This is a genomic window from Butyrivibrio sp. LB2008 (assembly GCF_000621565.1).
Lineage (GTDB): Bacteria > Bacillota > Clostridia > Lachnospirales > Lachnospiraceae > Butyrivibrio.
The window spans coordinates 14,955-40,221 of record NZ_JHXZ01000022.1; the positions used below are offsets into that span (position 1 = coordinate 14,955).

General features: G+C 41.1%; 18 protein-coding genes. 17 read left to right on the forward strand and 1 reads right to left on the reverse strand.

Translation table 11 applies throughout. From position 1 onward, the window contains the following. Positions 1-163: 163 nt before the first annotated feature. Positions 164-460 carry a hypothetical protein gene (locus T356_RS0108540; RefSeq protein ID WP_026514136.1) on the reverse strand — a complete coding sequence of 99 codons (297 nt, stop codon included), beginning with the start codon at positions 458-460 and terminating at the stop codon, positions 164-166. 412 nt (positions 461-872) lie between these two features. Here T356_RS0108540 and glpK point away from each other — a divergent pair, with 412 nt between their 5' ends. From glpK to frr, 17 genes are all read left to right on the forward strand, one after another. Then, complete coding sequence (gene glpK, locus T356_RS0108545) at positions 873-2,375, forward strand: glycerol kinase GlpK (RefSeq protein ID WP_026514137.1); 1,503 nt, start codon at positions 873-875, stop codon at positions 2,373-2,375. Positions 2,376-2,427: 52 nt separating this feature from the next. Continuing rightward, positions 2,428-3,867: an NAD(P)/FAD-dependent oxidoreductase gene (locus T356_RS0108550; protein WP_026514138.1), complete on the forward strand. Its 1,440-nt coding sequence runs from the start codon at positions 2,428-2,430 to the stop codon at positions 3,865-3,867. 5 nt (positions 3,868-3,872) lie between these two features. Further along, on the forward strand, positions 3,873-5,141 hold the full coding sequence (locus T356_RS0108555) for an NAD(P)/FAD-dependent oxidoreductase (RefSeq protein ID WP_026514139.1): 1,269 nt from the start codon (positions 3,873-3,875) through the stop codon (positions 5,139-5,141). A 164-nt stretch (positions 5,142-5,305) separates the two neighbouring features. Next, positions 5,306-6,076: an ABC transporter ATP-binding protein gene (locus T356_RS0108560; RefSeq protein ID WP_026514140.1), complete on the forward strand. Its 771-nt coding sequence runs from the start codon at positions 5,306-5,308 to the stop codon at positions 6,074-6,076. After that, complete coding sequence (locus tag T356_RS0108565) at positions 6,069-8,165, forward strand: ABC transporter permease subunit/CPBP intramembrane protease (protein ID WP_026514141.1); 2,097 nt, start codon at positions 6,069-6,071, stop codon at positions 8,163-8,165. Before T356_RS0108560 ends, T356_RS0108565 begins: the two co-directional genes overlap by 8 nt. Positions 8,166-8,288: 123 nt before the next feature. Next, positions 8,289-9,749 carry a methyl-accepting chemotaxis protein gene (locus tag T356_RS20335; RefSeq protein ID WP_026514142.1) on the forward strand — a complete coding sequence of 487 codons (1,461 nt, stop codon included), beginning with the start codon at positions 8,289-8,291 and terminating at the stop codon, positions 9,747-9,749. Positions 9,750-9,783: 34 nt separating this feature from the next. Continuing rightward, on the forward strand, positions 9,784-10,149 hold the full coding sequence (locus tag T356_RS0108575; RefSeq protein WP_026514143.1) for a DUF1667 domain-containing protein: 366 nt from the start codon (positions 9,784-9,786) through the stop codon (positions 10,147-10,149). Positions 10,150-10,198: 49 nt separating this feature from the next. Continuing rightward, positions 10,199-10,717: a cysteine hydrolase family protein gene (locus T356_RS0108580; protein ID WP_026514144.1), complete on the forward strand. Its 519-nt coding sequence runs from the start codon at positions 10,199-10,201 to the stop codon at positions 10,715-10,717. A gap of 183 nt (positions 10,718-10,900) precedes the next feature. Further along, on the forward strand, positions 10,901-12,337 hold the full coding sequence (locus T356_RS0108585; RefSeq protein ID WP_035780805.1) for a 2-isopropylmalate synthase: 1,437 nt from the start codon (positions 10,901-10,903) through the stop codon (positions 12,335-12,337). Between the two features lie 11 nt (positions 12,338-12,348). Next, positions 12,349-13,029, forward strand: coding sequence for a GntR family transcriptional regulator (locus T356_RS0108590; RefSeq protein WP_026514146.1), 681 nt, complete (start codon positions 12,349-12,351; stop codon positions 13,027-13,029). Between the two features lie 33 nt (positions 13,030-13,062). After that, positions 13,063-14,268 (forward strand): NADP-dependent isocitrate dehydrogenase, encoded by a 1,206-nt coding sequence (locus T356_RS0108595; RefSeq protein ID WP_026514147.1) that lies wholly within the window; start codon positions 13,063-13,065, stop codon positions 14,266-14,268. A gap of 465 nt (positions 14,269-14,733) precedes the next feature. Then, positions 14,734-20,922, forward strand: coding sequence for a DUF6531 domain-containing protein (locus tag T356_RS0108600; protein WP_026514148.1), 6,189 nt, complete (start codon positions 14,734-14,736; stop codon positions 20,920-20,922). A gap of 14 nt (positions 20,923-20,936) precedes the next feature. Continuing rightward, positions 20,937-21,383, forward strand: a complete 447-nt coding sequence (locus tag T356_RS0108605; protein ID WP_026514149.1) for a hypothetical protein — start codon at positions 20,937-20,939, stop codon at positions 21,381-21,383. A 411-nt stretch (positions 21,384-21,794) separates the two neighbouring features. Then, a complete protein-coding gene (locus tag T356_RS0108610; RefSeq protein WP_026514150.1) occupies positions 21,795-22,760 on the forward strand; it encodes a polysaccharide deacetylase family protein in 966 nt (321 codons plus the stop codon). A 36-nt stretch (positions 22,761-22,796) separates the two neighbouring features. Beyond that, positions 22,797-23,804 (forward strand): polymer-forming cytoskeletal protein, encoded by a 1,008-nt coding sequence (locus T356_RS21525; RefSeq protein ID WP_026514151.1) that lies wholly within the window; start codon positions 22,797-22,799, stop codon positions 23,802-23,804. Positions 23,805-23,972: 168 nt separating this feature from the next. Continuing rightward, the gene (gene pyrH / locus T356_RS0108620; protein WP_035780807.1) at positions 23,973-24,665 is read left to right on the forward strand and encodes a UMP kinase; all 693 of its coding nucleotides are present in this window, start codon (positions 23,973-23,975) and stop codon (positions 24,663-24,665) included. Positions 24,666-24,698: 33 nt separating this feature from the next. After that, positions 24,699-25,250, forward strand: coding sequence for a ribosome recycling factor (gene frr / locus T356_RS0108625; protein ID WP_026514153.1), 552 nt, complete (start codon positions 24,699-24,701; stop codon positions 25,248-25,250). Positions 25,251-25,267: the final 17 nt, after the last annotated feature.

Here is a 25,267-nt window from a genome sequence, read left to right on the forward strand (position 1 = left end):
ATGCCGATTGTTCTGAGCAACGTCGAAATGAGGCATTTGCAGCTTTATAAGTTTTAGAAAAACACACCGCAGACGAAAAACAAGCATTTCCAAACGGATACCTCCACGCCCCGGCGTAACAAAAGGCTACCACACAAACGCATGGTAGCCCTTTTTTTGATGTTTATAATTCTGTCGAATCTGACGGTGTAACGATCATGTTGATTGCTTCTTTTGCGACTTCATAGATTGAAGCCATCTGCTTGACATTTTCGTCATCAATCTCGGCAAGTCTTCTATATTGTGAATTGAAATATGCGCTTGCCTGCTCGATGGTAGTACGGGAAATAATGTGGCCGTTACAGTACATAGTACCGGTTTCTGCATTATATTTTCCGGATGTACCGCGTGCTTTTTGCGCATCGCCAACGCCCATGGATTTTGCAAGTGAATGAATGAGATCTTCTCTTTCGTTTGCCATAATACTCGCCCTCCCCATATTCGTTTGTTCCTTTCTAAATTATATCTTATTTAACAGTATTTATACAATACCGCAGCTTTTTAAGTATAATTGAATTAATAGAATTTTACAATGGAATATGACATCTTAAATGAAATTACAGAAATCCGCACTGGCTGCGGATTTCGTGAGAACATGATTCAGGAGTCAACCAAGCCCTATCGACGAAGTTGATTCAAATTGGCTTGGTTGATGCATTCTTGAACTTCATGTTCAAGAATGTATATGATACATGAAAGAATAGTCAAAAAATATATGAAAAACCGGTGCTGTCTTGCTGACTTTTGATCAATTACGAAGTGAAATAATACATCAAATTGTCAACAAGACATCACACTGAAATGTAAAGAATATGCTGAAGGAGGAACAGCGCGTGGCAAAATATATCATGGCATTGGATGCGGGAACTACCAGCAACAGATGCATTCTTTTTAATGAAAAAGGGGAAATGTGCAGCGTATCCCAAAAGGAGTTCACACAGTTTTTTCCAAAACCCGGATGGGTTGAGCATGATGCAAATGAGATCTGGCAGACTCAGCTTTCTGTGGCGCGAGCTGCAATGCAGAATGTTGGGGCAATTTACGAAGATATCGCGGCAATAGGAATTACCAATCAGCGCGAGACAGTCATAGTGTGGGATAGAAAAACAGGACACCCCGTCAGCAATGCGATAGTTTGGCAGTGCAGACGAACAGCGGATTACGCGGCTGAGAAGATGGAAGAAAATCCGCAGATAGTAAAGAAATTCCAGGAAAAGACAGGACTTAAGTTTGATCCATATTTTTCGGGAACCAAGATAAGATGGATTCTTGAAAATGTGAGCGGAGTGAGAGAACGCGCAGAGAAAGGTGAACTTTGCTTTGGAACGGTTGATTCATGGCTCATCTATAAGCTCACCAAAGGAAAAGTTCATGTCACGGATTATTCGAATGCATCGAGAACACTTCTTTTTAATATAAATACACTTAAGTGGGATGAGGAACTTTGCAGCATATTGGAGATTCCGATGTCCATGCTTCCCGAAGTTAAGCCGTCGAGCTGCATATATGGCGAGACGGATCCCGAGTTCTTCGGAGGCCCTGTGAAGATTGCGGGAGCAGCGGGAGATCAGCAGGCGGCGCTTTTTGGCCAGACGTGCTTTTCTGAGGGCGATGCCAAGAATACATACGGAACAGGCTGCTTTATGCTGATGAATACCGGGGATAAGCCTATCTTTTCCAAGAACGATCTGCTTACAACAATAGCATGGGGGATTGACGGCAAAGTCGAATATGCCCTTGAAGGCTCGGTATTCGTTGCTGGAGCGGCTATCCAGTGGCTTAGGGATGAACTTAAGATAGTGGATTCATCGCCCGATTCGGAGTATTTAGCAACGAGAGTTGAAGATACGAACGGATGCTACGTTGTGCCTGCATTTACGGGACTTGGAGCTCCTTATTGGGACCCTTATGCAAGAGGGGCGATAATGGGACTTACCCGCGGCGTGAACAAATATCACATAGTAAGGGCAACGCTTGAGTCGCTGGCATTTCAGACATATGACGTTCTACATGCCATGGAGCTTGATACAGGTAAAAAGATATCTTCTCTTAAAGTTGACGGAGGCGCATCAAACAACAATTTCCTGATGCAGTTTCAGGCAGATATCCTTGATGCAAAGGTTCTTCGCCCTTCATGCGTTGAGACTACCGCGATGGGCGCGGCATACCTTGCGGGACTTGCTGTTGGATACTGGAAGAGCAAAGAGGACGTTATCAAGAACCGGTCGGTAGATAAGGAATTTACTTCAAATATAACTTCAGAAAAGAGGGAAAAAGAGCTAAAGGGCTGGCATAAGGCCGTCAAAGCTACGCTTCTTTGGGCAAAAGAGGACTGATATGCTTATTCTGATTTCGTAATTTACGCAAAAAGCAGAGGAGATGAGGGCTATGTATGATGTGGTAATTATCGGTGCAGGCGTGACCGGAGCTGCTATTGCAAGTGAACTTGCAAAATACGATATCAAAACTTGCATTTTAGAAAAATGCAGCGATGTGTGCGAAGGTACTTCAAAAGCAAATTCTGCGATCATTCATGCGGGATATGATGCGGCAGAGGGCTCTTTAAAGGCAAAGCTTAACGTCAGGGGAAACGAGATGATGGATAAGCTCTGCGAAGATCTTGATATTCCTTTTAAGAGAATAGGTTCTCTTGTTGTCTGCATATATAAAGAAGCTCTTCCGGGGCTGAAAGAACTCTATGACAGAGGCATAAAGAACGGGGTAAAGGGGTTAAAGCTCCTTTCAAGAGAGGAAGCTCTTACGATGGAGCCCAATCTTTCGGATGATACGCAGGGAGCTCTTTTTGCTCCTAGTGCGGGAATAATCTGTCCGTTTGAGCTAAATATCGGAATGGCAGAAATCGCAGCTATGAACGGAGCGGAGTTTAAGCTAAATACGGAAGTTAAAGACATAAAAAAAGATAATGACGGTAAATTCCGTATCATTACAAGTAATGGAGAATATACAGCCAGATATGTGGTAAACGCGGCAGGAGTTTATGCGGATGTAATTCACAACATGGTCAGCACTCAAAAGATGCATATAACGCAAAGAAGAGGGGACTATTGTCTTCTTGATAAACAGGCCGGTGGCTATGTAAACCATGTCATTTTCCCGCAGCCGACGGAACTTGGAAAAGGCGTACTCATTTCACCTACAGTTCACGGCAATCTGATCGTCGGTCCGACCGCGATTGAGACGGAAGATAAAGAGGGCACGGGAACAACGGCTGAGGGAATAGGAGAACTTACGCAAAAAGCGGGAAGTCATGTAAAAAACATTCCGATGAATAAAGTTATAACCTCTTTTGCGGGGCTAAGGGCACATGAGGACGGAAATGACTTTATTATCGGAGAAGCTGAGGATGTACCGGGCTTTATCGACTGCGCCGGCATTGAATCGCCGGGACTTTCAAGCTGTCCCGCAATTGGCGAGATGGTGTGTGTGATCCTTGATAAGCTTATGAATCTTAAGAAGAAAGAGAATGTCATAACAAAGAGAAAGGCAGTAAGACGGACGGAAGGTCTTTCAACTGAAGAGATGAATCTTCTTATAAAAGAGAATCCCGCGTACGGCAATGTAATCTGCAGATGTGAGTCGATAACTGAGGGTGAGATACTCGATGCGATACACAGACCTCTTGGTGCAACGACACTTGATGGTATAAAGAGAAGGACGAGAGCCGGAATGGGAAGGTGTCAGGCGGGCTTTTGCATGCCAAGGACTATGGAGATACTTAGCAGAGAACTCGGGATTAAGTATGAAGATATCACTAAGTCGGGCGGAAGTTCCAATATAGTTCTTGAGAGAACGAAAGAGGAGGCGTGAAGACCATGAATTCATACGATATAGTTATTGTCGGAGGTGGCCCTGCGGGACTTGCGGCTGCGGTAGCAGCAAGAGAATCGGGAAATGACAGCATCCTCATTATCGAAAGAGACAAAGAACTCGGGGGCATACTCAATCAGTGTATTCATAACGGATTCGGACTTCATACTTTCAAGGAAGAACTGACAGGCCCTGAGTACGCCGACAGATTTAAAAAGAAAGTTTTTGAACTTGGAATAGACTATAAGCTTGGTACTATGGTGATGAATATTGAACGCGACAGAACTGTTACGGCCATGAACAGGGAAGACGGCATGTTCACCATACCTGCGAAGGCTGTTATCCTTGCGATGGGATGCAGGGAGAGAGCAAGAGGTGCGCTAAATATACCGGGGTATCGCCCTGCAGGTATTTTTTCCGCCGGATGCGCGCAGCGTCTTGTTAATATCGAAGGTTATATGCCGGGAAAAGAGGTCGTTATCTTAGGTTCCGGAGACATAGGACTTATCATGGCAAGAAGAATGACGCTTGAAGGTGCCAAAGTAAAACTTGTTGCTGAGCTAATGCCATATTCGGGCGGACTTAAGAGAAATATCGTTCAGTGCCTTGATGATTTCGGAATTCCTTTAAAACTTTCGCATACAGTCGTTGATATTGAGGGAAAAGAGCATATTGAGGCGGTCACAATTGCAGAAGTAGGATCTGACAGAAAGCCGGTTCCGGGAACTGAGGAGAGGTATACGTGTGATACGCTTCTTTTATCCTGCGGCCTTATTCCGGAAAATGAGTTATCCGTGTCAGCGGGAATAGAGATGAGCCCTGTGACGGGAGGGCCTTTTGTAAATGAGTCTCTTGAGACAAATATATCCGGAGTGTTTGCTTGCGGAAATGTGCTTCATGTACACGATCTTGTTGACTATGTCTCTGAAGAAGCAAAGAGAGCGGGACAAAATGCGGTTAAATATATAGAAAACGGCTGCAGAGAAGGCGATACGACGGGAAGTGTTGAAATATCAGCAGAAAATGGCGCAAGATATACTGTGCCAAAGACCATAGATGTCGGCAGAATGGAAGATCTTTTGAACGTGAGATTCAGAGTCGGTGATGTATACAAAGATTCTTTTGTATCGGTATATTTTGATGATGAAAGAGTGGTTCATAATAAGAAGCGCATCATGTCTCCGGGTGAGATGGAACAGATAGTTCTTAAGAAAGATGAACTGATAAAGCGAAAAGAATTAAAGAAAATTACTGTCATGATCGAGAATGAATAAATGATGTGAACTTAAGAGAACAGGCGAATTGCACCGCTTGTTCTTTTTTGCTTTTTAAAATTATCACACTATCGCAGAAAAAAGTTGACACTTCATGTAGGTGGTGATATGGTTGATTACATGAGTAATGAACCATATAAGCAATGAGAAAAGAAGGGGTGCATATGATCAAGGCAAATAATCTTGTAAAAAAATTCACCAAGACAGTTCAAAAAAATAAAAAAATTGAGTTCAATGCGGTTGATGGTATCTCTTTTGAAGCCGGAAAAGGAGAAATAGTAGGTGTACTCGGCCCAAATGGTGCGGGAAAGACTACGCTTCTTAGGATGCTTGCGGGACTTATGATGCCAACGGAAGGAGAGGTTTTTGTAGAAACCGATTCGGGTGTAATAAGAAAGGGTGAAAATCTGAAGAGACATATCGGTTATATGTCCGCCAACACAAAGCTGTACGGGCGTTTTTCCGCAAGGGAGATACTTAAATTCTATGGACAGGTTTATGGCATGACGGAAGCGGATATTGACAGACGTACGGAAGAAATCATTGATGTTCTTGATATGGAGAAATTTGCTGACAACAGGATTGATAAGTTGTCTACGGGACAGGTTCAGAGAACTTCAATTTCAAGGTGTCTTATACACGATCCCGAGATCTATATATTTGATGAGCCGACTTTGGGACTGGATATACTCAGTTCTTCAGCGATAGTTGATTTTATGAAAGCTGAAAAAGAAAAAGGAAAGACAGTCATCTATTCGACACATTACATGGAAGAAGCAGAGTATATGTGCGACAGGATTGTTATGATATGCGACGGAAAAGTTGTATGTAATGATTCCCCTGATAATTTAAAGAAGGAAACAGGTTCACAGAATTTAAGAGAAGTGTTTAGGAAACTTATAGAAAACAAGATGGAGAGTGCGGCAAATGAATAATAACTGGAAGATTACCAAAACACTGTTTTTAAAAGAAATACGAGATGTTCTCAGAGATAAAAAGACTGTGATGATGATGGTACTTATCCCTGTGGTTGTATATCCGCTTATTATGCTTGTTTTGTTAATGGTTTCAAGCATGATGTATGGAAATAAGGACACTGTCTATGACATTGTTGTCTATAATGAAAGTTCGAATTTCGATACGGACAATCTTGAGAGGGTATTAAATGATAATGCCATAGAGACGAACGAAAAAGACGGCAGCGAAGAACAGCTTTATAAGATAAATTTTGAAACTACTGAAGAAAAGATAAGCGAAGAAGATTGCAAAAACAAGATTAAAGACAAGGATTTTGATGTTTATCTTGAAATATCAGATAGTGAAGGAAAAGCTGGAGTTAAGGCTTTTTATATGGAATCGGAAAATGAATCTCAGATGGCTATGAACAGAGTAAAAACGGCAATTGATGACATTTCCGATGTTATCAGGGAAAAGAATGTAGAAAATGCAGGGCTTGATGCGAATAGTATTTTGAATCCGATAGCGTTTGAACAGAACGGCTTATCAAGTGATGAACAGATTGCGGGATTTTTACTTGGTACAATATTGCCGATGATAATTATTCTTTCTATACTTCTTAGCGTTATGTACCCTTGTATAGACCTTACGGCCGGAGAAAAAGAGAGAGGAACACTTGAAACACTTTTGATGCTTCCTGTTTCGGGAAAGCAGATAGTGACTGCTAAAATTCTCACAACTTCATTGTGTGGTGTGGTTACTTCAATTCTTAATATCTTGTCGATGTCGATTGTGTTCAGTGTTATTCTGGAGCAGCAAAAAGCGCTTTTGGGAACGGACGGAACAGGTGTTGGAGTTTCATCGTTTATTTCAGCGATGCTCGTGATACTTCCTGTAATATTGGTAACTGCACTGTTTTTGAGTGCTGTGATCATGTGCTTTACATGTTTTGCCAAATCATATAAGGAAGCAAATAATTATTTAAGCCCCGCAATGATGCTTATTATGATCATTGCGTATGGCTCAATGATTCCGAGCCTGGAACTTAATCAGTATACTTCAGTTGTTCCTGTTTTAAATGTAACACTTTTGATCAGAGAGGCGCTGAATTTCAGACTCAATTACTCAATGGTTATTCCGGTACTGTGCAGTATGGTACTGTATTCGGTGTTTGCGATCATGTTCCTTTCCAAAGCATACAGCAGTGAGAACTTACTGTTTGGTGACGGGAAAAATGGGATTTCTCTTTTTGAAAAGAGAAGTAATATAAAGAAAGGTATGACTGTAACAATCGGAGATGCGTGCTTTATTTTTCCTTTTGTTTTATTGATGTATCTGTTGTTTGGCGGGCTGCTTCAGGTTAAGTATGAACTTGCGGGAATTGTTTTAGGCCAGTTCCTGATACTTGCGGGTATACCGCTTGCGTTCTTCATATATTCCAAGAAGGATCTAAAGAAAGTATACAGCTTTAATAAGTGTAATCCGCTGAGCCCGGCAGTTGGTGTGCTTATAGGAGTCGGAGGCTTTTTATTCGCAGCGCTTGTTGGTAATGTTATCTCAAATATGTTTGGGCTTACAGTGAGTGATGCTCTTGCTAAGACATTTGAAAAATACTTTTCGCATAACGTAGTCTTAGCAACTGTTTGTATAGCACTTACTCCTGCAATAGCGGAAGAGATGTTTTTTAGAGGAGTTTTGTTTGGTGCGTTAAAGGAGAAGTTAAAACCTGTATTTTCCGTAATGATCGTATCTGTGCTGTTTGGAGTGTTTCATATGGATGTGCTTAAATTTTTTACAACAGGAATTTTGGGTGTTATCCTTTGCCTTACTTTGTATTACAGTGGAAGCATTTTCCCTTCTATGTTTGCTCATTTTACGATTAATTTCATCTCAGTTATTGCCGGAAAATACGCTACTGAGCATTTTTCTGAGATGATCACAAGACCAATATTTGGAATTGCAGGTTTAGCTGTTGTAATCTTAGGTCTTATGTTGATTAAGTATTTAAACAGAGAAGTCAAAGAAGAAATTTCCGAAGAATCGGGCGAAGAAAAGAAGAGTGCGTGATGACTTTTTTATACTAATTTAATATTCAAAAAACGTTACTCAAATCCCTTTCATGATACAATTTTACTGTATAAGACAAGACGAAGCTTAAACAATGAGATTGTATGTGAAAGGGATTATTTTATGAATGCAGAACAGTACAAAAGAGCTAATAATAATAGTTTTTACGTAACAATCATAATCATAGTGAGCGGACTTTTTCTCACAATTTTTTCTCTGGTTCAGTACGGAGCAAATATAGGAAGAATGGCGATCGTCATAAGCGCATTCTTGTGTGCGGGAATATGTGCTGCCGGGAATTATAAGCATCCGGAAGAAAAGAAGGGCGCCATTTTGATAATGGGAGGCGCTACTATATTCTATTTTGTGATTCTTATCGCGGAAGATTCACTGATTTACTTTGCCTTCGGATTGCCTATTCTTATCTGCAGTATTATCTATCTGAATGTAAGGCTTTGTAAATTCGGTATCAGTGCGATCATTATTTCTTTTATCATTACATGTATAAAAAAAGTTGTGGTTTCCGGCTCATTCAATCTTGAACTTATTCCGGCGGCGATCACGCTGGCACTTGCATTTATTGCGAGTTTGTGTACGGTTACGTTACTTACCATGTTTAATGAAGAGAATAATGAAAAGATCACAAGGAATGCCGAGAAGGCACTTGAGACCGGAAATACCATGGCTGATATTGCAAATACGATCACAGATCTTTTTAATAAGTCTCAGGATGAAATGGTCGATCTTCAGAATATCATGGATGCACAGCATTCGGGAATGCAGGACATTGCGAGCAGTATGGAGAGTACCGCTCAGGCTGTGACCACTCAGGCTCAGAAGGTTCAGCAGATTCAGGAAGAGACAGAGACGACGGAGATGCACAGAAAAGAGATGACAGAGGCTTCCGAGAATACCCAGAAGACAGTTCATGAAGGTGTACAGGTAATTTCCGAGTTAAAAGAAAAATCGGCTAATGTTGAGCGGACCAGCAATGTGACGGTTGAGGCTACACAGGCGGTTATAAATAAAGTTCAGGAAGTGCAGAAGATTGTCGGATCCATTATGTCTATCGCAAAGCAGACAAATCTTCTTGCGCTTAATGCGAGTATTGAGGCCGCAAGAGCGGGAGATGCAGGAAAAGGCTTTGCGGTTGTTGCAAATGATGTTCGTGAACTTGCAGAAGAAACCAATACGGCGTCAAGTGAGATAAAAGAGATCATTAATGAGCTTGTGGAAGATGTCCAGAAGGCAATGGCGAGTATTGATGACACTGTAAACAGCGTAGCCGAGCAGAATCAGATGATTCAGACTGTTGGCGATAATTTTGACAGCATAAATAATAACGTCACGGAAATGCTTGCAAGATTTGAGGAAATCGGCGAAGGAATGAAGTCGATAGCCGCTTCCACAACTGAGATCAACGATTCAATCTCGAATCTGTCCGCAACCAGTGAAGAAGTTGCTTCTCTTTCTAATCAGGGAGTTCAGTCCTCTGACGATGCTGCCACGAAGTTCGATGAATTTAAGAGCATTCTGGGCGAGATCTTTATGCAGGCAAATAAGCTTAAGGATATGCAGACGTAATAAGTAATAATGTATTTTACGGAGGACGGTGGCTATGGAAAAAAGAGAACTTACATGTATAGGTTGTCCCATGGGATGCTTTCTCACAGTTATGTTAGAAAACGGAGAAGCTGTATCAGTTTCAGGGAATACCTGTCAAAAAGGTGATATCTATGCCAGAAAGGAAGTTGTAGATCCCACGAGGATAGTTACAAGTACCGTGAAAGTTTCGGGAGGGGACAAAAGCAGAGTTTCTGTAAAAACAAATAAAGATATTCCCAAAAATAAAATTTTTGATATCATGGAAGAAATTAATAAAACTTCTGCACATGCACCCATTTCGATCGGAGATGTTATAATAAGAAATGTTGCGGGGACCGGAAGTGATATTATCGCGACCGGAAGTGCTGAAGTAATGTAATTTTGCGGAAGTTTACAATACGCAAGTAAAAAGAAAAGAGGAAAGAAACATGAGAAAATTATTAGTTGTTGTTGACATGCAGAAGGATTTTGTTGACGGAGCGCTTGGAACAAAGGAGGCAGTTGCGATTGTTCCTGCTGTTGTTGAGAAGATCAGACAGTATGATAAAAAAGACATTTTTGTCACAAGAGATACTCATCAGGAGAACTATATGGAGACTCAGGAGGGAAAGAATCTTCCCGTAGTTCACTGCGTTGAAAATACAGAAGGCTGGGAGCTTGATAAGACTGTGGCAGCAGAAGTTGAAGGCGCTACATTTATCAATAAGCCTACTTTCGGATCTGTTGATCTTGTTAAGGCAATAAAAGATATATATGAAAAGGAAGAGATCGAAGTTGAGCTCATCGGACTTTGCACAGATATCTGTGTTGTTTCAAATGCTCTTTTGCTCAAGGCAAATATGCCTGAACTTAAGATCAGCGTAGATAAGGATTGCTGCGCAGGTGTGACGGTAGAAAAGCATCTTGCGGCTCTTGAGACTATGCGTTCTTGCCAGATCTATTGCTAAGGGACACGACACTAGTTACATCATAGCTACTGATAAATTATCAGTGTGAAGTTTATTTCTGAACAAAAAACATCAAGCAGTAATGAAAAAATCTGCTTAAATACGCGCCTTGACACACCTCGTATGATTGTATACAATTATACGAGGTTAGCTATTGTACATAAGAGAGAGGTTTACTTTACTATGAACGATACAAGTGCATTTCAGAACAGACCGGTGACCATGAATGACAAGAATAACTTGCTCCAGATAGAAGAGCATATGTATATTCTTGACGACGTGGAGAAGCCAAACGTTTTCAGAAATATGTTTCCATATGAGGAGATTCCCAAGATTCCTTTTAATGACAGGATTGTTCCTCATAATATGCCAAAGGACATATGGATAACGGATACTACATTCCGTGACGGGCAGCAGTCCAGAGCGCCTTATACAACAGAGCAGATCGTTACCATATATGACAAGCTTCATGAGCTTGGCGGACCAAATGGAATGATCAGGCAGAGTGAGTTCTTTTTATACAGTAAGAGCGACCGCGATGCGGCCTATAAGTGTATGGAGAGAGGCTATAAGTTCCCTGAGGTCACAAGCTGGATAAGGGCGAGCGAAGATGACTTTAAGCTTGTAAAAGAGATGGGAATGAAGGAGACGGGTATTCTCGTATCATGTTCCGATTATCATATTTTCCTGAAGCTTAAGATGACAAGGAGACAGGCACTTGATCATTATCTTAGTATCGTAAGATCTTGCCTTGAGGCGGGAATCAGCCCGAGATGCCATCTTGAAGATATTACAAGAGCGGATATCTACGGATTTGTAGTTCCCTTCTGTGTAGAGCTTATGAAGCTCAAGGATGAGTACGGAATCCCTGTTAAGATCCGTGCATGCGACACAATGGGATACGGTGTTAACTTCTCAGGTGCGGTTATTCCAAGAAGCGTACAGGGAATTATTTATGCAATAAATACAAACGCAGGTGTTCCTTGCGAACTTATTGAGTGGCACGGACACAACGATTTTTATAAGGCTGTTACCAATTCGACAACAGCTTGGCTTTACGGATGTTCTTCAGTTAATACATCTCTTTTCGGAATCGGTGAGAGAACGGGTAATACACCTCTTGAGGCTATGGTATTTGAGTATGCACAGCTCAAGGGAACTCTCAACGGTATGAATACTCAGGTTATCACGGAACTTGCTGAGTACTATGAGAAAGAGATCGGATTTACAGTTCCTGCAAATACACCTTTTGTAGGAAAGAACTTTAATGTAACAAGAGCAGGTATCCATGCGGACGGTCTTTTGAAGAATGAGGAGATTTACAATATCTTTGATACGGATAAGTTCCTTAACAGGCCACCTGTAAGTGCGGTTTCCAATACTTCGGGACTTGCAGGCATCGCTCATTGGATGAATGTACATTACAAGCTTAAGGAAGAACATGCCGTTTCAAAGACTTCACCTATCGTTACCAAGATAAAGGCGTGGGTTGACAGTGAGTATGCAGGCGGTAGAGTTACAGTAATGACTGACGAAGAGCTTGTAAGAGAAATTGACAAGGCAAGCGCTGAACTTGGCATAGTTATCAGGGATGGAGAGATTACAGAGATTTCCGAATAATGAGGGCAAATATGGAAAATCAAGACTTAAAACATGAGGTTACGGATAAGTATTCCCTTCGAGGCAGAGTTTTTCACAGAATCCGTGAGGATATACTGAACGGTAAGTACAAGGACCACGAGGAACTTAAAGAGGTTGCCATAGGTCAGGAACTCGGAGTCAGCAGAACTCCTGTTAGAGAAGCTTTCAGGCAGCTTGAGCTCGAGGGACTTATTCAGATAATCCCCAACAGGGGCGCGTATGTCACCGGAATAAAAGTTAAAGACATCGAAGATATTTATATGATCAGATCCAAGCTTGAAGGCCTTTGCGCAAGATGGGCTTGTGGTAATATTACAAAAGAACAGCTTGAGGAAATGGAAGAGAATATCTACCTTGCAGAGTTTCATGCCGCAAGGGGACATATGGAGCAGATGGCAGAGCTCGATAACCGTTTCCATAACATCTTATATGAGGCATGCAATTCCAAGATGCTTGAGCATCTTCTAAAGGACTATCATCAGTATGTATGGAGAGTCAGACAGAAGACACTTTCAAGCAGCAGAGGCGCGGTCTCAAATGTTGAACATAAATATATAATGGAAGCAATAAAAGAGAAGAATCCCGACAAGGCAGAGGAACTTGCAAACCAGCATATGATCAATGCCTATGAGAATATGGTGGACAAGGGACTTCTTAAAATGTTCGAATAATACTAAATTATTGAATCGAAAGGAAAGGCGAATATGGCAAAAATTCAGATGACAACCCCCATCGTTGAGATGGACGGCGACGAGATGACCAGAGTTTTGTGGAAGATGATCAAGGACAAGCTTATCCTTCCATATATTGATCTTAAGAGCGAATACTACGATCTTGGACTTGAATATAGAGATGAAACAGACGATCAGGTTACTGTAGACAGTGCCAATGCCACACTTAAATACGGTGTAGCCGTTAAGTGCGCAACGATCACACCCAACAATGAGAGAATGACGGAATATAAGCTCAAGAAGATGTGGAAGAGTCCTAACGGAACAATCAGAGCAATTCTTGACGGAACTGTTTTCCGTACACCCATCATGGTAAAGGGAATCGAGCCCAATGTAAGAACATGGGAGCAGCCCATCACACTTGCAAGACACGCATACGGCGATGTTTACAAGAATGTAGAGATCAGAGTTCCCGGTGCAGGTAAGGCAGAGCTTGTATTTACAGGTGCTGACGGAACAGAGATAAGAGAAACCATCCACGAGTTCAATGAGCCCGGAATCATCCAGGGTATCCACAACAAGGATGCTTCAATCAGAAGCTTTGCAAGAGCCTGCTTTAAGTATGCACTTGCCGAGAAAAAAGAGCTCTGGCTCGGAACAAAGGATACAATCAGTAAGACATACGACAGAAGATTCAGAGAGATCTTTGATGAAGTGTTTGAAAATGAATTCAAGGCTGACTTCGAGAAGGCAGGAATCACATACTTCTACACACTTATCGATGACGCCGTTGCCCGCGTTATGAAGTCAAAGGGCGGATTTATCTGGGCCTGCAAGAACTACGACGGTGACGTTATGAGTGACATGGTTTCATCCGCATTCGGTTCACTCGCAATGATGACTTCAGTTCTCGTATCACCCACAGGCGTTTACGAGTACGAAGCAGCTCACGGAACAGTACAGAGACACTACTACAAGTACCTTAAGGGCGAGCCCACATCAACAAACCCTGTCGCAACAATCTTTGCATGGACAGGCGCGCTCCGCAAGAGAGGCGAGCTTGATGGAATTCAGGAGCTTATGGATTGGGCCGACAAGATGGAAAAGGCAACCCTTTCCGTTATCGAGTCAGGCCGCATGACAGGAGACCTCGCACTTATCACATCACTTCCAAACCCTGTAAAGCTTGGAAGCGAAGAGTTCCTTGATGCTATTGCTGAAGAATTTAATAAGAATTGATAATAGAGAGTTAAAAGCCGCAGAGATGCGGCTTTTTTCTTTTGAGGAAAAACAAATTATAGTCATTTTTCAGGGATGATTGTTGTAATCAAAAAAATATTGACAGAATGTTGATGGAATATTAACATAATGTTGCCATTCGATATTTATTGTCTTGACTTGTATATCCCATAAAACAAATTCGAGTTAAGATATCCCTTATTCCCATATAAGGCATAAATATCATTTTTAAAGTGAGTCTATCAGCTTGTTTTAATGCTGATAGACCATTTTTTTGGGATTTCCCTTACACAAATGTGAGGGAGAAAAATGTTGCATAAGTAATTAGAAAACCGTATAATTCAAATGTTAAATGCTAATTTACTGTGTGGTAATATTATTTGATATAAGCACGTTTTGTGAGGGGAAGATATCTTTAGTAACTTAGCGTAAGCTATTTTAGGTAATGGAGAGAATTAACGAATCATGGGGAACAATAATTATTCGGGGGAGAACATAGAATGGCACCATAAGAAAATAAAAGAGTATTTCGACGAGTGTTTTAACACTGTATACAATCCATTTCTGAGTATGTCGGATACTCTTCTTATTCCGGCTCTTGTGGATTTTATAAATGACGAGACGCATACAGGACCTGAAGCTGAATCAGCTAAGACTTTTTTGAATGATAAGCAGATTGAGATTATTGGTATGATTGTAAACTGCATTCAGCAACTTCAGGGCAAAATGCAAGGGAAAGGTTTTCAGGGTTCAGTACCTCTTCTTGAAGATTTTCTTTCGGATCTTTCAGAAGAAGAGAAAGCTGATCCTGTTATAAAAACTCAGCACCTTACTAAGATTATAGAAGATTTTGCAAAATTTAATACAGTCTATTGCGAAGTGCATCCTAAGATTAGCGAGATACATGATAATGTTGAGGAAGTTGTAAAAGGATGTGGCGCCGTATCTAGAAAAAGTTACACGAAACCGAATCCTTCGGCATTGATAAAAGCACTTGATGATTTTACAGTTAAGGATAAGACAGATGGTTTTGTGCCTAAGTTTAACGAAAAATTCCTAAAATTCCATGAAGAACATTCGAATGATATAGAAGGCAGTGAATTCAAAGATCTACTTGATCAGATTGTAGAGCTTCTTAAGTCTATAATTACCGGCATGGAAAAAGGAACATTTGATATTACAAGGTATGAACAGACTAGGGATAATATCAAGTGGATTAACCCTAAGGATATAGCAGGACTGGAAGAATATCTTAAAACTTATAAAGCTTATTTGCAGGGCTTGGTAGATAGATGTCAGGTTTATAAATACGATCCTGTTAATATGAGTAGCGGAAACTATATAAATGACAGAACTGATTTTGAAATAGGAACTGATACAAAGATATCTTTCAGAAGGTTCTATAACGCAAGATCTGATTTTAAGGGCGCAATGGGACACGGCTGGAGTTGTAATTCTGACGTGCGCCTTATAAAAGAAGATAACGGCGATATAAGAGCGATTTATATCGATGGTAGAGAAGGTATTTACAGAAAGCCTGAAAATAGTAAGCTGGCTAAGAAAGAGACTGCTGTTGAGCTTACTTTTGATGGAGCGAAAGAAGATACCCAGAAGACATCTGTTGTTTCTGAGACTTACTACGAGATTCATGGAGAACCCGGGAAACTTGTAGAGGATAACTACGGCTATAAGCTCATAAAGGAAGACTTCTCATATGAAGAGTATGACAAAGACGGATATCTTGTAGCTAAGGGTGATAATACCGGCGAGAATACAAGATATACTTTAGACGTCTTTACTAAGACAGATAATGATGGAGAGAGCATAAGATACAGTCTTCCGGTAAAGATAGAGACTAAGGAAGGCTCATACATCTCACTTTTCTACAATGAAGACGGAATCCTTACAAGGGTATCATCATCACAAGGAAAGAATGTAACATACGAATACGAGAAAAGAGAAGATGAATACTTCCTTACAACTGCTACATATCCAAACGGCAGCACAAGAAGATATACTTATAACGAATCAGGCCTTATACATAAAGTAATAAGCCCTGATGGTATTATTGCACTCACAAACGAGTACGATGAACAAAGACGTGTCATCCATCAGATATTTCCTGATGGTGGTGAGATGTCTTACAGCTATGACGATGAAAAGAATATAACAACAGCAACAGAGCAGAACGGACTTAAGGTAGAGTACCTCTCTGATGAGCGTGGAAGACATATAGGAACAAGATATGTAGGCCTTTCAGATGACTATACATCTCAGGATGTAGCTGATGCAGGGAATATCATTGAAGAAAAGTATACATACAATGACAGAAACCAGAAGACTTCCGTTACAGATAAGAACGGTCATACGGTAAGATTTAGCTATGACAACAGAGGAAATCTTACAAAGATAGTAGGTCCCGAAGGTCTTAGCGAGAGCTACACCTATGATGCTGAAGGAAGACTTATCGTAAAGAAGGATTCAGAAGGAAACTCTTATAGATATATTTATGACTTTGATGGCAACCTCTATAGTGTAACCGATCCTCTCGGAAACAGGATTAAGTATGACTATAAGGATGGCAGGGTTGTAAGAATAAGGGATGCTGAGAACAATGCTATATCAGTAACTTATGATGAAAAAGGAAATATTTCTTCCATCATTGATAAGGCAGGCGTGACTACACGTTATATCTGTGATAACAGCGGAAGAGTAACAAAAACTATAGATGCAGAGGGAAATGAGACAAGCTATACATATGATGAGAATGATAACCTCACATCCGTTACAGATCCATTGGGAAATATCACAAGATATGCCTATAACACAGCAGGTCTTCTTGAAGAAATAGTAAACCCTAATGGGACGATAAAGACGTGGACTTATAACGAGATAGGAAAGCCTGCTTTTTATACAGATGAGGAATGCAGGACAACACATATAACCTATAACACATCATGGAAGGAAGAAAATATCACCCTTCCAAACGGTGGAGAGATACACTATTCCTACGACCTTTTGGGAAATATGATAAAGGTAACAGATCCTGAAGGAAGAAAGACCGTATACAGCCATGATAATAACGGAAACGTTCTTAGCGTGGGAACAGAAGATGAAAACAAAGAAGTAAGGATAGGAACTTCCTATACCTATGATAAACTTGGACGTATAAAGACGGAAACGGATGGGGAAGGAAACACGACATCCTATAGCTATGATAAGAACGGAAACCTTACCAGCAGGATGGATGCTCTTGGAGGAAGGACCTGCTATGAGTACGATGCAGCCGGAAGAGTCGTAAGTATGACAGACGCCATAGGAAGGAACACGAGCTATACCTATGACAGGAGCGGTAACTTAGAGACAGTCACAGATCCTGCAAAAGTAGTGACGACAAACCACTATGAAAAAGGCAGGCTTATTAAGGTCACCCGGAAAGCGGAAGATACAGAAGAGATCACACTAAAGAGCTATGAGTATGATCTGTGTGGACGTATCAGTAAAGAGACAGAAAGAGACGGCTTTGCACTTGCCTATGAATACGATAAGGCAGGAAGGATAAAAACAGTAACAGGCTCAAACAAAAGAGTCATGACTTACTCCTATGATCCGATGGGAAGAGTAGTAGAGACTGATGACTGCGGAGCAAAGACCCGTTATACCTATACAGGAACAGGAAAGTTAAAGAGCGTCACAGATGCTCTTGGAAACAGGACAACGTATGAGTATAACGAACTAGACCTTCTTTGCAGGATAGAAAGAGAAGGAAACGGACAGGATACAGAAGAAAACACACAACAGGACAGAAGATATCCTTCTGCTGACGGAAACGGTCATGTGACTGTATTTAAACACGACCTTTCAGGAAAACTTGTAAGCGAGACAGATGCTCTTGGCCAGAAGACCATATATACCTATGATGAGGCGGGAGACTTAAAGAGCCTTACAGACAGAGATGGAAATGAGACCGTCTATACAAGGGATAAGAACGGAAACATAACAGGGATAAAGTATGCAGACGGAAAAGAGATACTCTATAAGTACAATGCATTAAATATCCTTAAGGAAGTACAGGACAGGATAGGCCTTACAAAGATAGAGACAGATGAAGTAGGAAGAACTATCTTGGTCACAGATCCAAACGGAGAGACTGTTGGCTATGAGTACGGACCACGTGATGAAAAGACGGCCGTAGTATACCCTGACGGAAAGAAAGCAGAGTACAGATATGATGCATTCGGAAATCTCATTGAGCTCAGGGAAGTATCAGACAGAGAAGAGGGAAGTATAAGGTATTCCTATAATGAAAACGGACACCTGTCAGAGAGGATATTCCCCAACGGTACGGGAACGTTCTATGACTACTATCAGGGAGGGCTTTTAAAGAGCCTTACAAGCGCTGATAAGGAAGGCATACTTGACAGGTACGAATACGCTTATAACGAAAAGGAAAACAGAACCCAGATAAAGAGATACAGAAGAGGCCTTGCAAACGTAAGTGGGGTATATGCATACAGCTATGACGAGCTTGGAAGACTTACCGGGATAGAGAAAGATGGCATAAAGAGTGCCGGTTATACATATGATGCCTTTGGAAACAGGGAGAGCCTTACAGAAGAAGGAAACAGGACGGTATACAGCTATGATGTTCTAGACAGACTGATAAGTAAGACAGAAGAAAGAGCATCAGGAAACAATACGTTCACATATGCTTATGACAGACGAGGAAACCTCACACGTGAGTATGAGGGAGATATCTTAAAAGCTATCTATGATTATAACGATCAGGGAATGCTTGAAAAGACAGTCATTGACCCGGAGAGCGAACTTAGAAAAGAGATAAGCTATACGTATAACTTTGCGGGACAGAGGGTGTCAAAAAGGAGCGGCCTTGAAGAAGTAAGATATCTTACGGATGTAACAAGAGACCACTATAATCTCCTTGGAGAGACAAAAAACGGAAAAACAAAAACTTTTATATATGACGATAATGTAGTAAGCTTTGAACAGGAGGGAAAAAGAAACTACTATCAGCTTGATGAACTGGGAAGTACTATGTATCTGACGGGAACAGACGGAGGAGCATACAGTCCGTATGCATATGATCCGTTTGGAAACAGGATAGACCCGGTGACAGGAAAGAGAAGGACAACATCTCAAAATCACGGCTATAGCATAGAAGGAAACCTTATACAGCCCTTTGCTTTCACAGGGTATAGAGAAGAAGAGAGCGGCCTGTACTATGCGCAGGCAAGAAGCTATGATCCCGGAGCGGGAAGGTTCACGGGAGAGGATAAAGTAAGAGGCATACTAGCGATACCTGAGACACAGAACCATTATTCATACTGTCTGTCAAATCCTATAATAATGGTGGATACAAACGGATTGTGGCCAACAGTCCTTGTAGGAGCAGTAGGCGGAGCGATAGTTGGAGCTGTATCATATACTGTCGGAGCTGTTGTCAGTGGAGAAAAGATAGATGCTACACAGATGCTGGCCTCTGCCGCAGGAGGAGCCGCTGCAGGAGCCTTGATTGGATCGGGCGTTGTAGATCCGACAATAGTAGGAGCTGCCGCAGGAGCAGCCTCAGGATTTGTAACAGGCACAGCACAGGCTATAAATGATGTCAAAGATACAGTAAAAAAAGGCGGTTCAGCTAGGGATATAGCAGGATCTGTTGTAAACGGACTTGGAACTATCGCAACATCGACTGCAACAGGAGGAGTAGTCGGTGGAGTAATGGGAACTGTTTTTGGAAAACTCGGAGCCGGGGCAGCAATGGTTGTCGGTGGAATCGTAAAAGGAGGAATGGCACTTCGTGAGGAATTAACAGACGACAAAGAAGGAGTTAGATGGGGAAGAGTCGCAAGGCATACAGTCGGAGGCGTGGCAGAGACGGGTACGGCCATACTTGGATTTAAGGCATTGGGAGGAGTATTATCAGGAAAAGAGATTTCTAATACCGGAAAGAAGATAAATGCACAGTGTAAGAAAATCACAGAGTATAAAAATACTGTAAAGTCGAATTATAATGAACTAAAACAGGGAATGGTCAAAGGGTTACAAGAAAGTATGTTTAACTTCAGGAACAATTTGAATAGGCTTTTTAATCCATATTCATTTATTCCTGAGCCTGTATTGGCAGATGGGTATGCAGATTATTGCTCCTGTGAAAATGCATCAACAAATAAAGCGGTATATACAGAAGCTGCTGCAGGAAGTAGTGCGGCGGGATCTAAACAAAATGGAAATAGTAATTCTTCAGGAAGCGGAGAAACTAATAGTAAAGGTAAAAATGCTGCTCCTCAGCGAACAAGAAAACAAGCTTTTAATGAAGCTAAAGAAAGAGCAGGTATTCCAAGAGGGCAACAGCCCGTAAGGCAATGGAAGGTTGGTAACGATGTGTCGAAAAAAGGATACGATCTGGCAAATTACAAGTATGATGCTAATCCAGGGGCGCACGGAAGGTATTATGAGTACGATACGCCTAATGGAAAGGTTGTAATTGTAGAGCATACAAGTGATGGAGTTCCGCATTATCATGCAGGAAGAGCCAAGCCTGGTGCAGACCCTTTTACATATGATTTTAAAAATAATAGATATCAAAACATTGCTATTCCTGATAAAAATGAACATATTTACTATGGTAATTAAGGAAAGGGATAATTATGAATGAAAATATAAGAAGAAAAAAACAGGAGATAACAGATAAAAAAATATATCAAAAATACAGTAATCTAGACTGTATAAGGATTTTAAATACAAAAGAAAGAGATGATGTTGATAAAGTTTTCATCAATGCCTTGGATGAAATTAGGAGGCTTGAGTATAGTAAATCGTATACAACAGAGTATTTTGATAATCCTTATGAATATGTAGATTATTTATATGAAAATTTGAAATTAAATAATAGAAACATTAAGTGGTTGATTCCTGGCTTTGGAGGAGGAAGTAAATGGTATGAGGTTATCGTAATTGATATCAAAGAATTTTTTTATATCTATTTTGAGAACGAAATGTTCAGTGATTTTTCTGCAATAGATTTAGAAAATAGAGTGATATTTGAGATTGAGAACGGTGAAGAAGCTATAGATTACTATATAAAAAATATATAAAGAATTTTCTATCTGCATTTAGTAGATAAGTTAGGTGCGATTTAGCCTTCCGCTCTTTGCCACTGCCTCGAAGGGGAATTTTTGGATGAGCTTTAGATTCTTGAGCGTTGCAGCATGTGCCCTGAAAAGGCTGTTTATGACTCAAACTGTTTGACGCATCTTTCGGCGATCAGCCGGAAGATCGGAGTTTTTGAGTCATAGCCTTTTCAGGGCACATGCTGCAATGCCAAGAATCTAAGCGAATCCATCAATTCCCCTTCGAGGCAGTGGCATAGTAGTGGATAGCATTAAATCGTAACGCTACTATGCAGTTTGCACCACGAAATAGCCTTATTTTTTTCTTTTTGCCGCGGCGTTTATATGCTATACTATTCACTGGTTATACATTTACGGTATGAAAGAGACACACGGATGTTGGATGGGAATCGCAAAAAGAAAACATATAGTAAAAAGATTAAACGCCTTCGCAGAGGTATTGTTATAACTGTTGTGGCGGCGTGTCTAATCCCGACGTGTATCTGTATTATTCTTTCCGTTAGGTATGACAGGTTAAATGCCAAGTATAAACAGAGCACTGCGGATCTTGAATGGTATAGACAAAGATACGGTAGTGAACTTTCAATTCTTTCCGCAATGCAACCGGATGAAGATGCAGCAGGAGCTGCAGGAAGCGATCTGGGAGCTGAGACGGGAGGCTTTGAACAGGACTATGCCGATGTCGATACCAGTGGAGCTCAAAATCCCGAAGACATCGAGGGTACAAGATATGTATATCTTACTTTCGATGACGGTCCGAGTATTTATACCGAAGAGATATTGGATATTTTAAAAGAGAATGATGTAAAGGCCACTTTCTTTGTGTGCGGTAAACCTGATGCCAAGTATGTCAATGCCTACAAGAGAATTGTAGAAGAGGGACATACACTTGGAATGCACTCTTACAGCCACAAATACAGTGATATTTACGCATCCCTTGATTCATTTAAAGAGGATTTCGATAAGCTAAGAATATTTTTGTATGAGACCACGGGCGTCTGGGCAAAGTATTACAGATTTCCCGGAGGAAGTTCCAATGCCGTAAGTAAGGTTGATATCAAGGAGCTTGAGAACTTTTTGGAAGGTACCGATGCCACTTTCTATGACTGGAATATTTCTGCGAAAGATGACAAAGCGGGCAACACCAAAGAGTCGATTTATGCTAATATAGTAGATAATGTCCCAAAATTTAAACACTGCATCGTGTTAATGCATGACGCTGCAGACAAGCGTAGTACCGTTGACGCTTTGCCTGATATCATAAGAGATATCAAGGCTATGGATGATACCGTGATAGTTCCGATAACAGATAATACGTTACCGGTTCAACATATCAAATAAAAGTATTAACAAGAAAAAGTGAACGGAGGAGAAACAATGGGATTTTTTTCTGAGCTAAAGAGCGATTTATCCCAAGCAGTTAACACTCTCATGCCTGATGATAAGGCTGATGAGACAAGGGTTCTTGATAAGGAAAGTGTTGATGGGGAAACTGTTAGACCTGAAGATGTGGATCTTGACAGTATGCTTGATCGTCTTGATGAAATCAAGCTTGATGATGTGGTGAACGAGGAAGAGGGTTTATCTGAAGAGTCGGAGCAGACTCTTGATAATTCTGAAGAAACGGGAGAGGCAGTGTCGGTAGAGGCTTCCGAAGAGGAATCTGCTGATAACGAAACTTCCGATAATGAAAATACAAATGAAGGGGCTTCTGACGAACAGGCTGAAACAGTAAGTGAAGAGCGTGCGCTTGAGCAGCTTATTGAGGCACAGACAACATCAGAGGTAAAGGCAGGTGAGCCGATGAGCGCGCTTGAGGCTATCAATAATTCTAATATCGATGAGTACATTGCGGAGAGCAATGCTACAGATAAAAATACTAATAACGGGGGAGAAGAAACTATGGAATTTGATCAGCAGACACCTACAGATGAAACAGCCAGCATTACAGAAGGAATGGTACTTACAGGAGATTTGCAGACAACAGGCTCTCTTGATCTTATCGGTAAGATTAATGGTAACGTTAAATGTCTTGGAAAACTCAATGTTACAGGTGAGATCGTAGGTGATTCGGATGCGGCAGAGATTTATGCCGAGTCAGCAAGAATCACAGGTGAGGTTAAGAGTAAGGGCAGCGTTAAGGTTGGACAGAGCACTGTTATCGTTGGTAATATCTTTGGCTCAAGCGCAGTTATTGCAGGAGCTGTAAAGGGTGATATCGACGTTCACGGACCGGTTGTTCTTGATACAACAGCCATTGTTATGGGTAATATCAAGTCTCAGTCAGTACAGATCAATAACGGTGCTGTTATTGAAGGTATGTGCTCACAGGCATATGCTGATGTAAATCCTTCAGAGTTCTTCGAGGGACTTAAGAATAGATGACTTCTAAAAAGAAATTACAGAAATCCGCACCTGCTGCGGATTTCGTGAGAAAATGAGTCAGGAGTCAATCAAGCCTTATCGACGGAGTCGATTTAAATTGGCTTGGTTGATGCATTCTTGAACTTCATGTTCAAGAATGCATAAGTAATTAAAGCATATGGAGAGATTATGAGAATATTATTAAAACTTAGTGGTGAAGCACTCGCAGGTGACAAGAAGACAGGATTTGACGAAGAAACTGTCAGAAAGGTTGCCCTTCAGGTTAAAGAACTTACCGAGAAAGGAACCGAGGTTGGAATTGTTATCGGAGGCGGTAATTTCTGGAGAGGAAGAACCAGCGAAAATATCGACCGTGTTAAAGCGGATCAGATAGGTATGCTTGCAACCATAATGAACTGCATCTATGTTTCTGAGATTTTCAGAAGTGAAGGAATGATGACAAATATACTTACTCCTTTTGAGTGCGGCTCATTTACCAAGCTCTTTTCCAAAGACAGAGCAAACAAGTACTTTGCTAAGGGAATGGTTGTATTTTTTGCGGGAGGTACGGGACATCCTTATTTCTCAACAGATACAGGAGTTGCTCTTCGCGCAATAGAGGTAGAGGCTGATTGCATCTTGCTTGCAAAGGCAATTGACGGTGTATATGACAGCGATCCTGCCACAAATCCCGATGCAAAGAAATATACTGAGGTTTCTATCGACGAAGTTATTGCCAAGAACTTGCAGGTTGTCGATATGACAGCTTCAATAATGGTAAGAGACAACAAGATTCCTATGAGAGTATTTGCTCTTCAGGAGGAAAAAAGCATTGTAAACGCCGCCGACGGCAAATTTAACGGTACGACTGTTACTGTTTGACGTTTTGGGTACTTAATTAATGGAGGCATATTTATGAACGAAAGAATTAAAGAATACAACGATAAGATGCAGAAATCATTCGATTTTCTCAAGGAAGAGCTGGCTTCTATCCGCGCAGGAAGAGCCAACCCCCATGTGCTTGATAAGATAAAAGTAGATTATTACGGAACACCTACACCTATTCAGCAGGTTGGTAACGTTTCAGTTCCCGAAGCCCGTATCATCCAGATCGCACCTTGGGATAAGACACTTATCAAGGATATCGAGAAAGCAATCATGACATCAGATCTCGGAATCACACCGAGCAATGACGGAGCTGTAATAAGACTTGTTTTCCCTGAGCTTACAGAGGAGAGAAGAAAACAGCTTGCAAAGGATATTCGCAAGAAGGGTGAGGATGCAAAGGTTGCAGTCAGAAATGTAAGACGTGACGGCAATGATGCACTCAAGAAGCTTAAGGGCTCTGATGTATCTGAGGATGAGATCAACGATCTTAATGATGAGCTTCAGAAAGTAACAGATAAGTTCATCAAGGATATTGATGCCGCTGTAGAAGATAAGAACAAGGAAATCATGACAGTCTGATTTCCGCTAAATAGGAT

What these genes read in the sequence shown, in the direction of transcription:
- T356_RS0108540 (WP_026514136.1), bottom strand. Translation starts at nt 460, where the DNA reads ATGGCAAACGAAAGAGAAGATCTCATTCATTCACTTGCAAAATCCATG.
- T356_RS0108550 (WP_026514138.1), top strand. Translation starts at nt 2,428, where the DNA reads ATGTATGATGTGGTAATTATCGGTGCAGGCGTGACCGGAGCTGCTATT.
- T356_RS0108555 (WP_026514139.1), top strand. Translation starts at nt 3,873, where the DNA reads ATGAATTCATACGATATAGTTATTGTCGGAGGTGGCCCTGCGGGACTT.
- T356_RS0108560 (WP_026514140.1), top strand. Translation starts at nt 5,306, where the DNA reads ATGATCAAGGCAAATAATCTTGTAAAAAAATTCACCAAGACAGTTCAA.
- T356_RS0108565 (WP_026514141.1), top strand. Translation starts at nt 6,069, where the DNA reads ATGAATAATAACTGGAAGATTACCAAAACACTGTTTTTAAAAGAAATA.
- T356_RS20335 (WP_026514142.1), top strand. Translation starts at nt 8,289, where the DNA reads ATGAATGCAGAACAGTACAAAAGAGCTAATAATAATAGTTTTTACGTA.
- T356_RS0108575 (WP_026514143.1), top strand. Translation starts at nt 9,784, where the DNA reads ATGGAAAAAAGAGAACTTACATGTATAGGTTGTCCCATGGGATGCTTT.
- T356_RS0108580 (WP_026514144.1), top strand. Translation starts at nt 10,199, where the DNA reads ATGAGAAAATTATTAGTTGTTGTTGACATGCAGAAGGATTTTGTTGAC.
- T356_RS0108585 (WP_035780805.1), top strand. Translation starts at nt 10,901, where the DNA reads ATGAACGATACAAGTGCATTTCAGAACAGACCGGTGACCATGAATGAC.
- T356_RS0108590 (WP_026514146.1), top strand. Translation starts at nt 12,349, where the DNA reads ATGGAAAATCAAGACTTAAAACATGAGGTTACGGATAAGTATTCCCTT.
- T356_RS0108595 (WP_026514147.1), top strand. Translation starts at nt 13,063, where the DNA reads ATGGCAAAAATTCAGATGACAACCCCCATCGTTGAGATGGACGGCGAC.
- T356_RS0108600 (WP_026514148.1), top strand. Translation starts at nt 14,734, where the DNA reads ATGGGGAACAATAATTATTCGGGGGAGAACATAGAATGGCACCATAAG.
- T356_RS0108605 (WP_026514149.1), top strand. Translation starts at nt 20,937, where the DNA reads ATGAATGAAAATATAAGAAGAAAAAAACAGGAGATAACAGATAAAAAA.
- T356_RS0108610 (WP_026514150.1), top strand. Translation starts at nt 21,795, where the DNA reads ATGTTGGATGGGAATCGCAAAAAGAAAACATATAGTAAAAAGATTAAA.
- T356_RS21525 (WP_026514151.1), top strand. Translation starts at nt 22,797, where the DNA reads ATGGGATTTTTTTCTGAGCTAAAGAGCGATTTATCCCAAGCAGTTAAC.
- pyrH (WP_035780807.1), top strand. Translation starts at nt 23,973, where the DNA reads ATGAGAATATTATTAAAACTTAGTGGTGAAGCACTCGCAGGTGACAAG.
- frr (WP_026514153.1), top strand. Translation starts at nt 24,699, where the DNA reads ATGAACGAAAGAATTAAAGAATACAACGATAAGATGCAGAAATCATTC.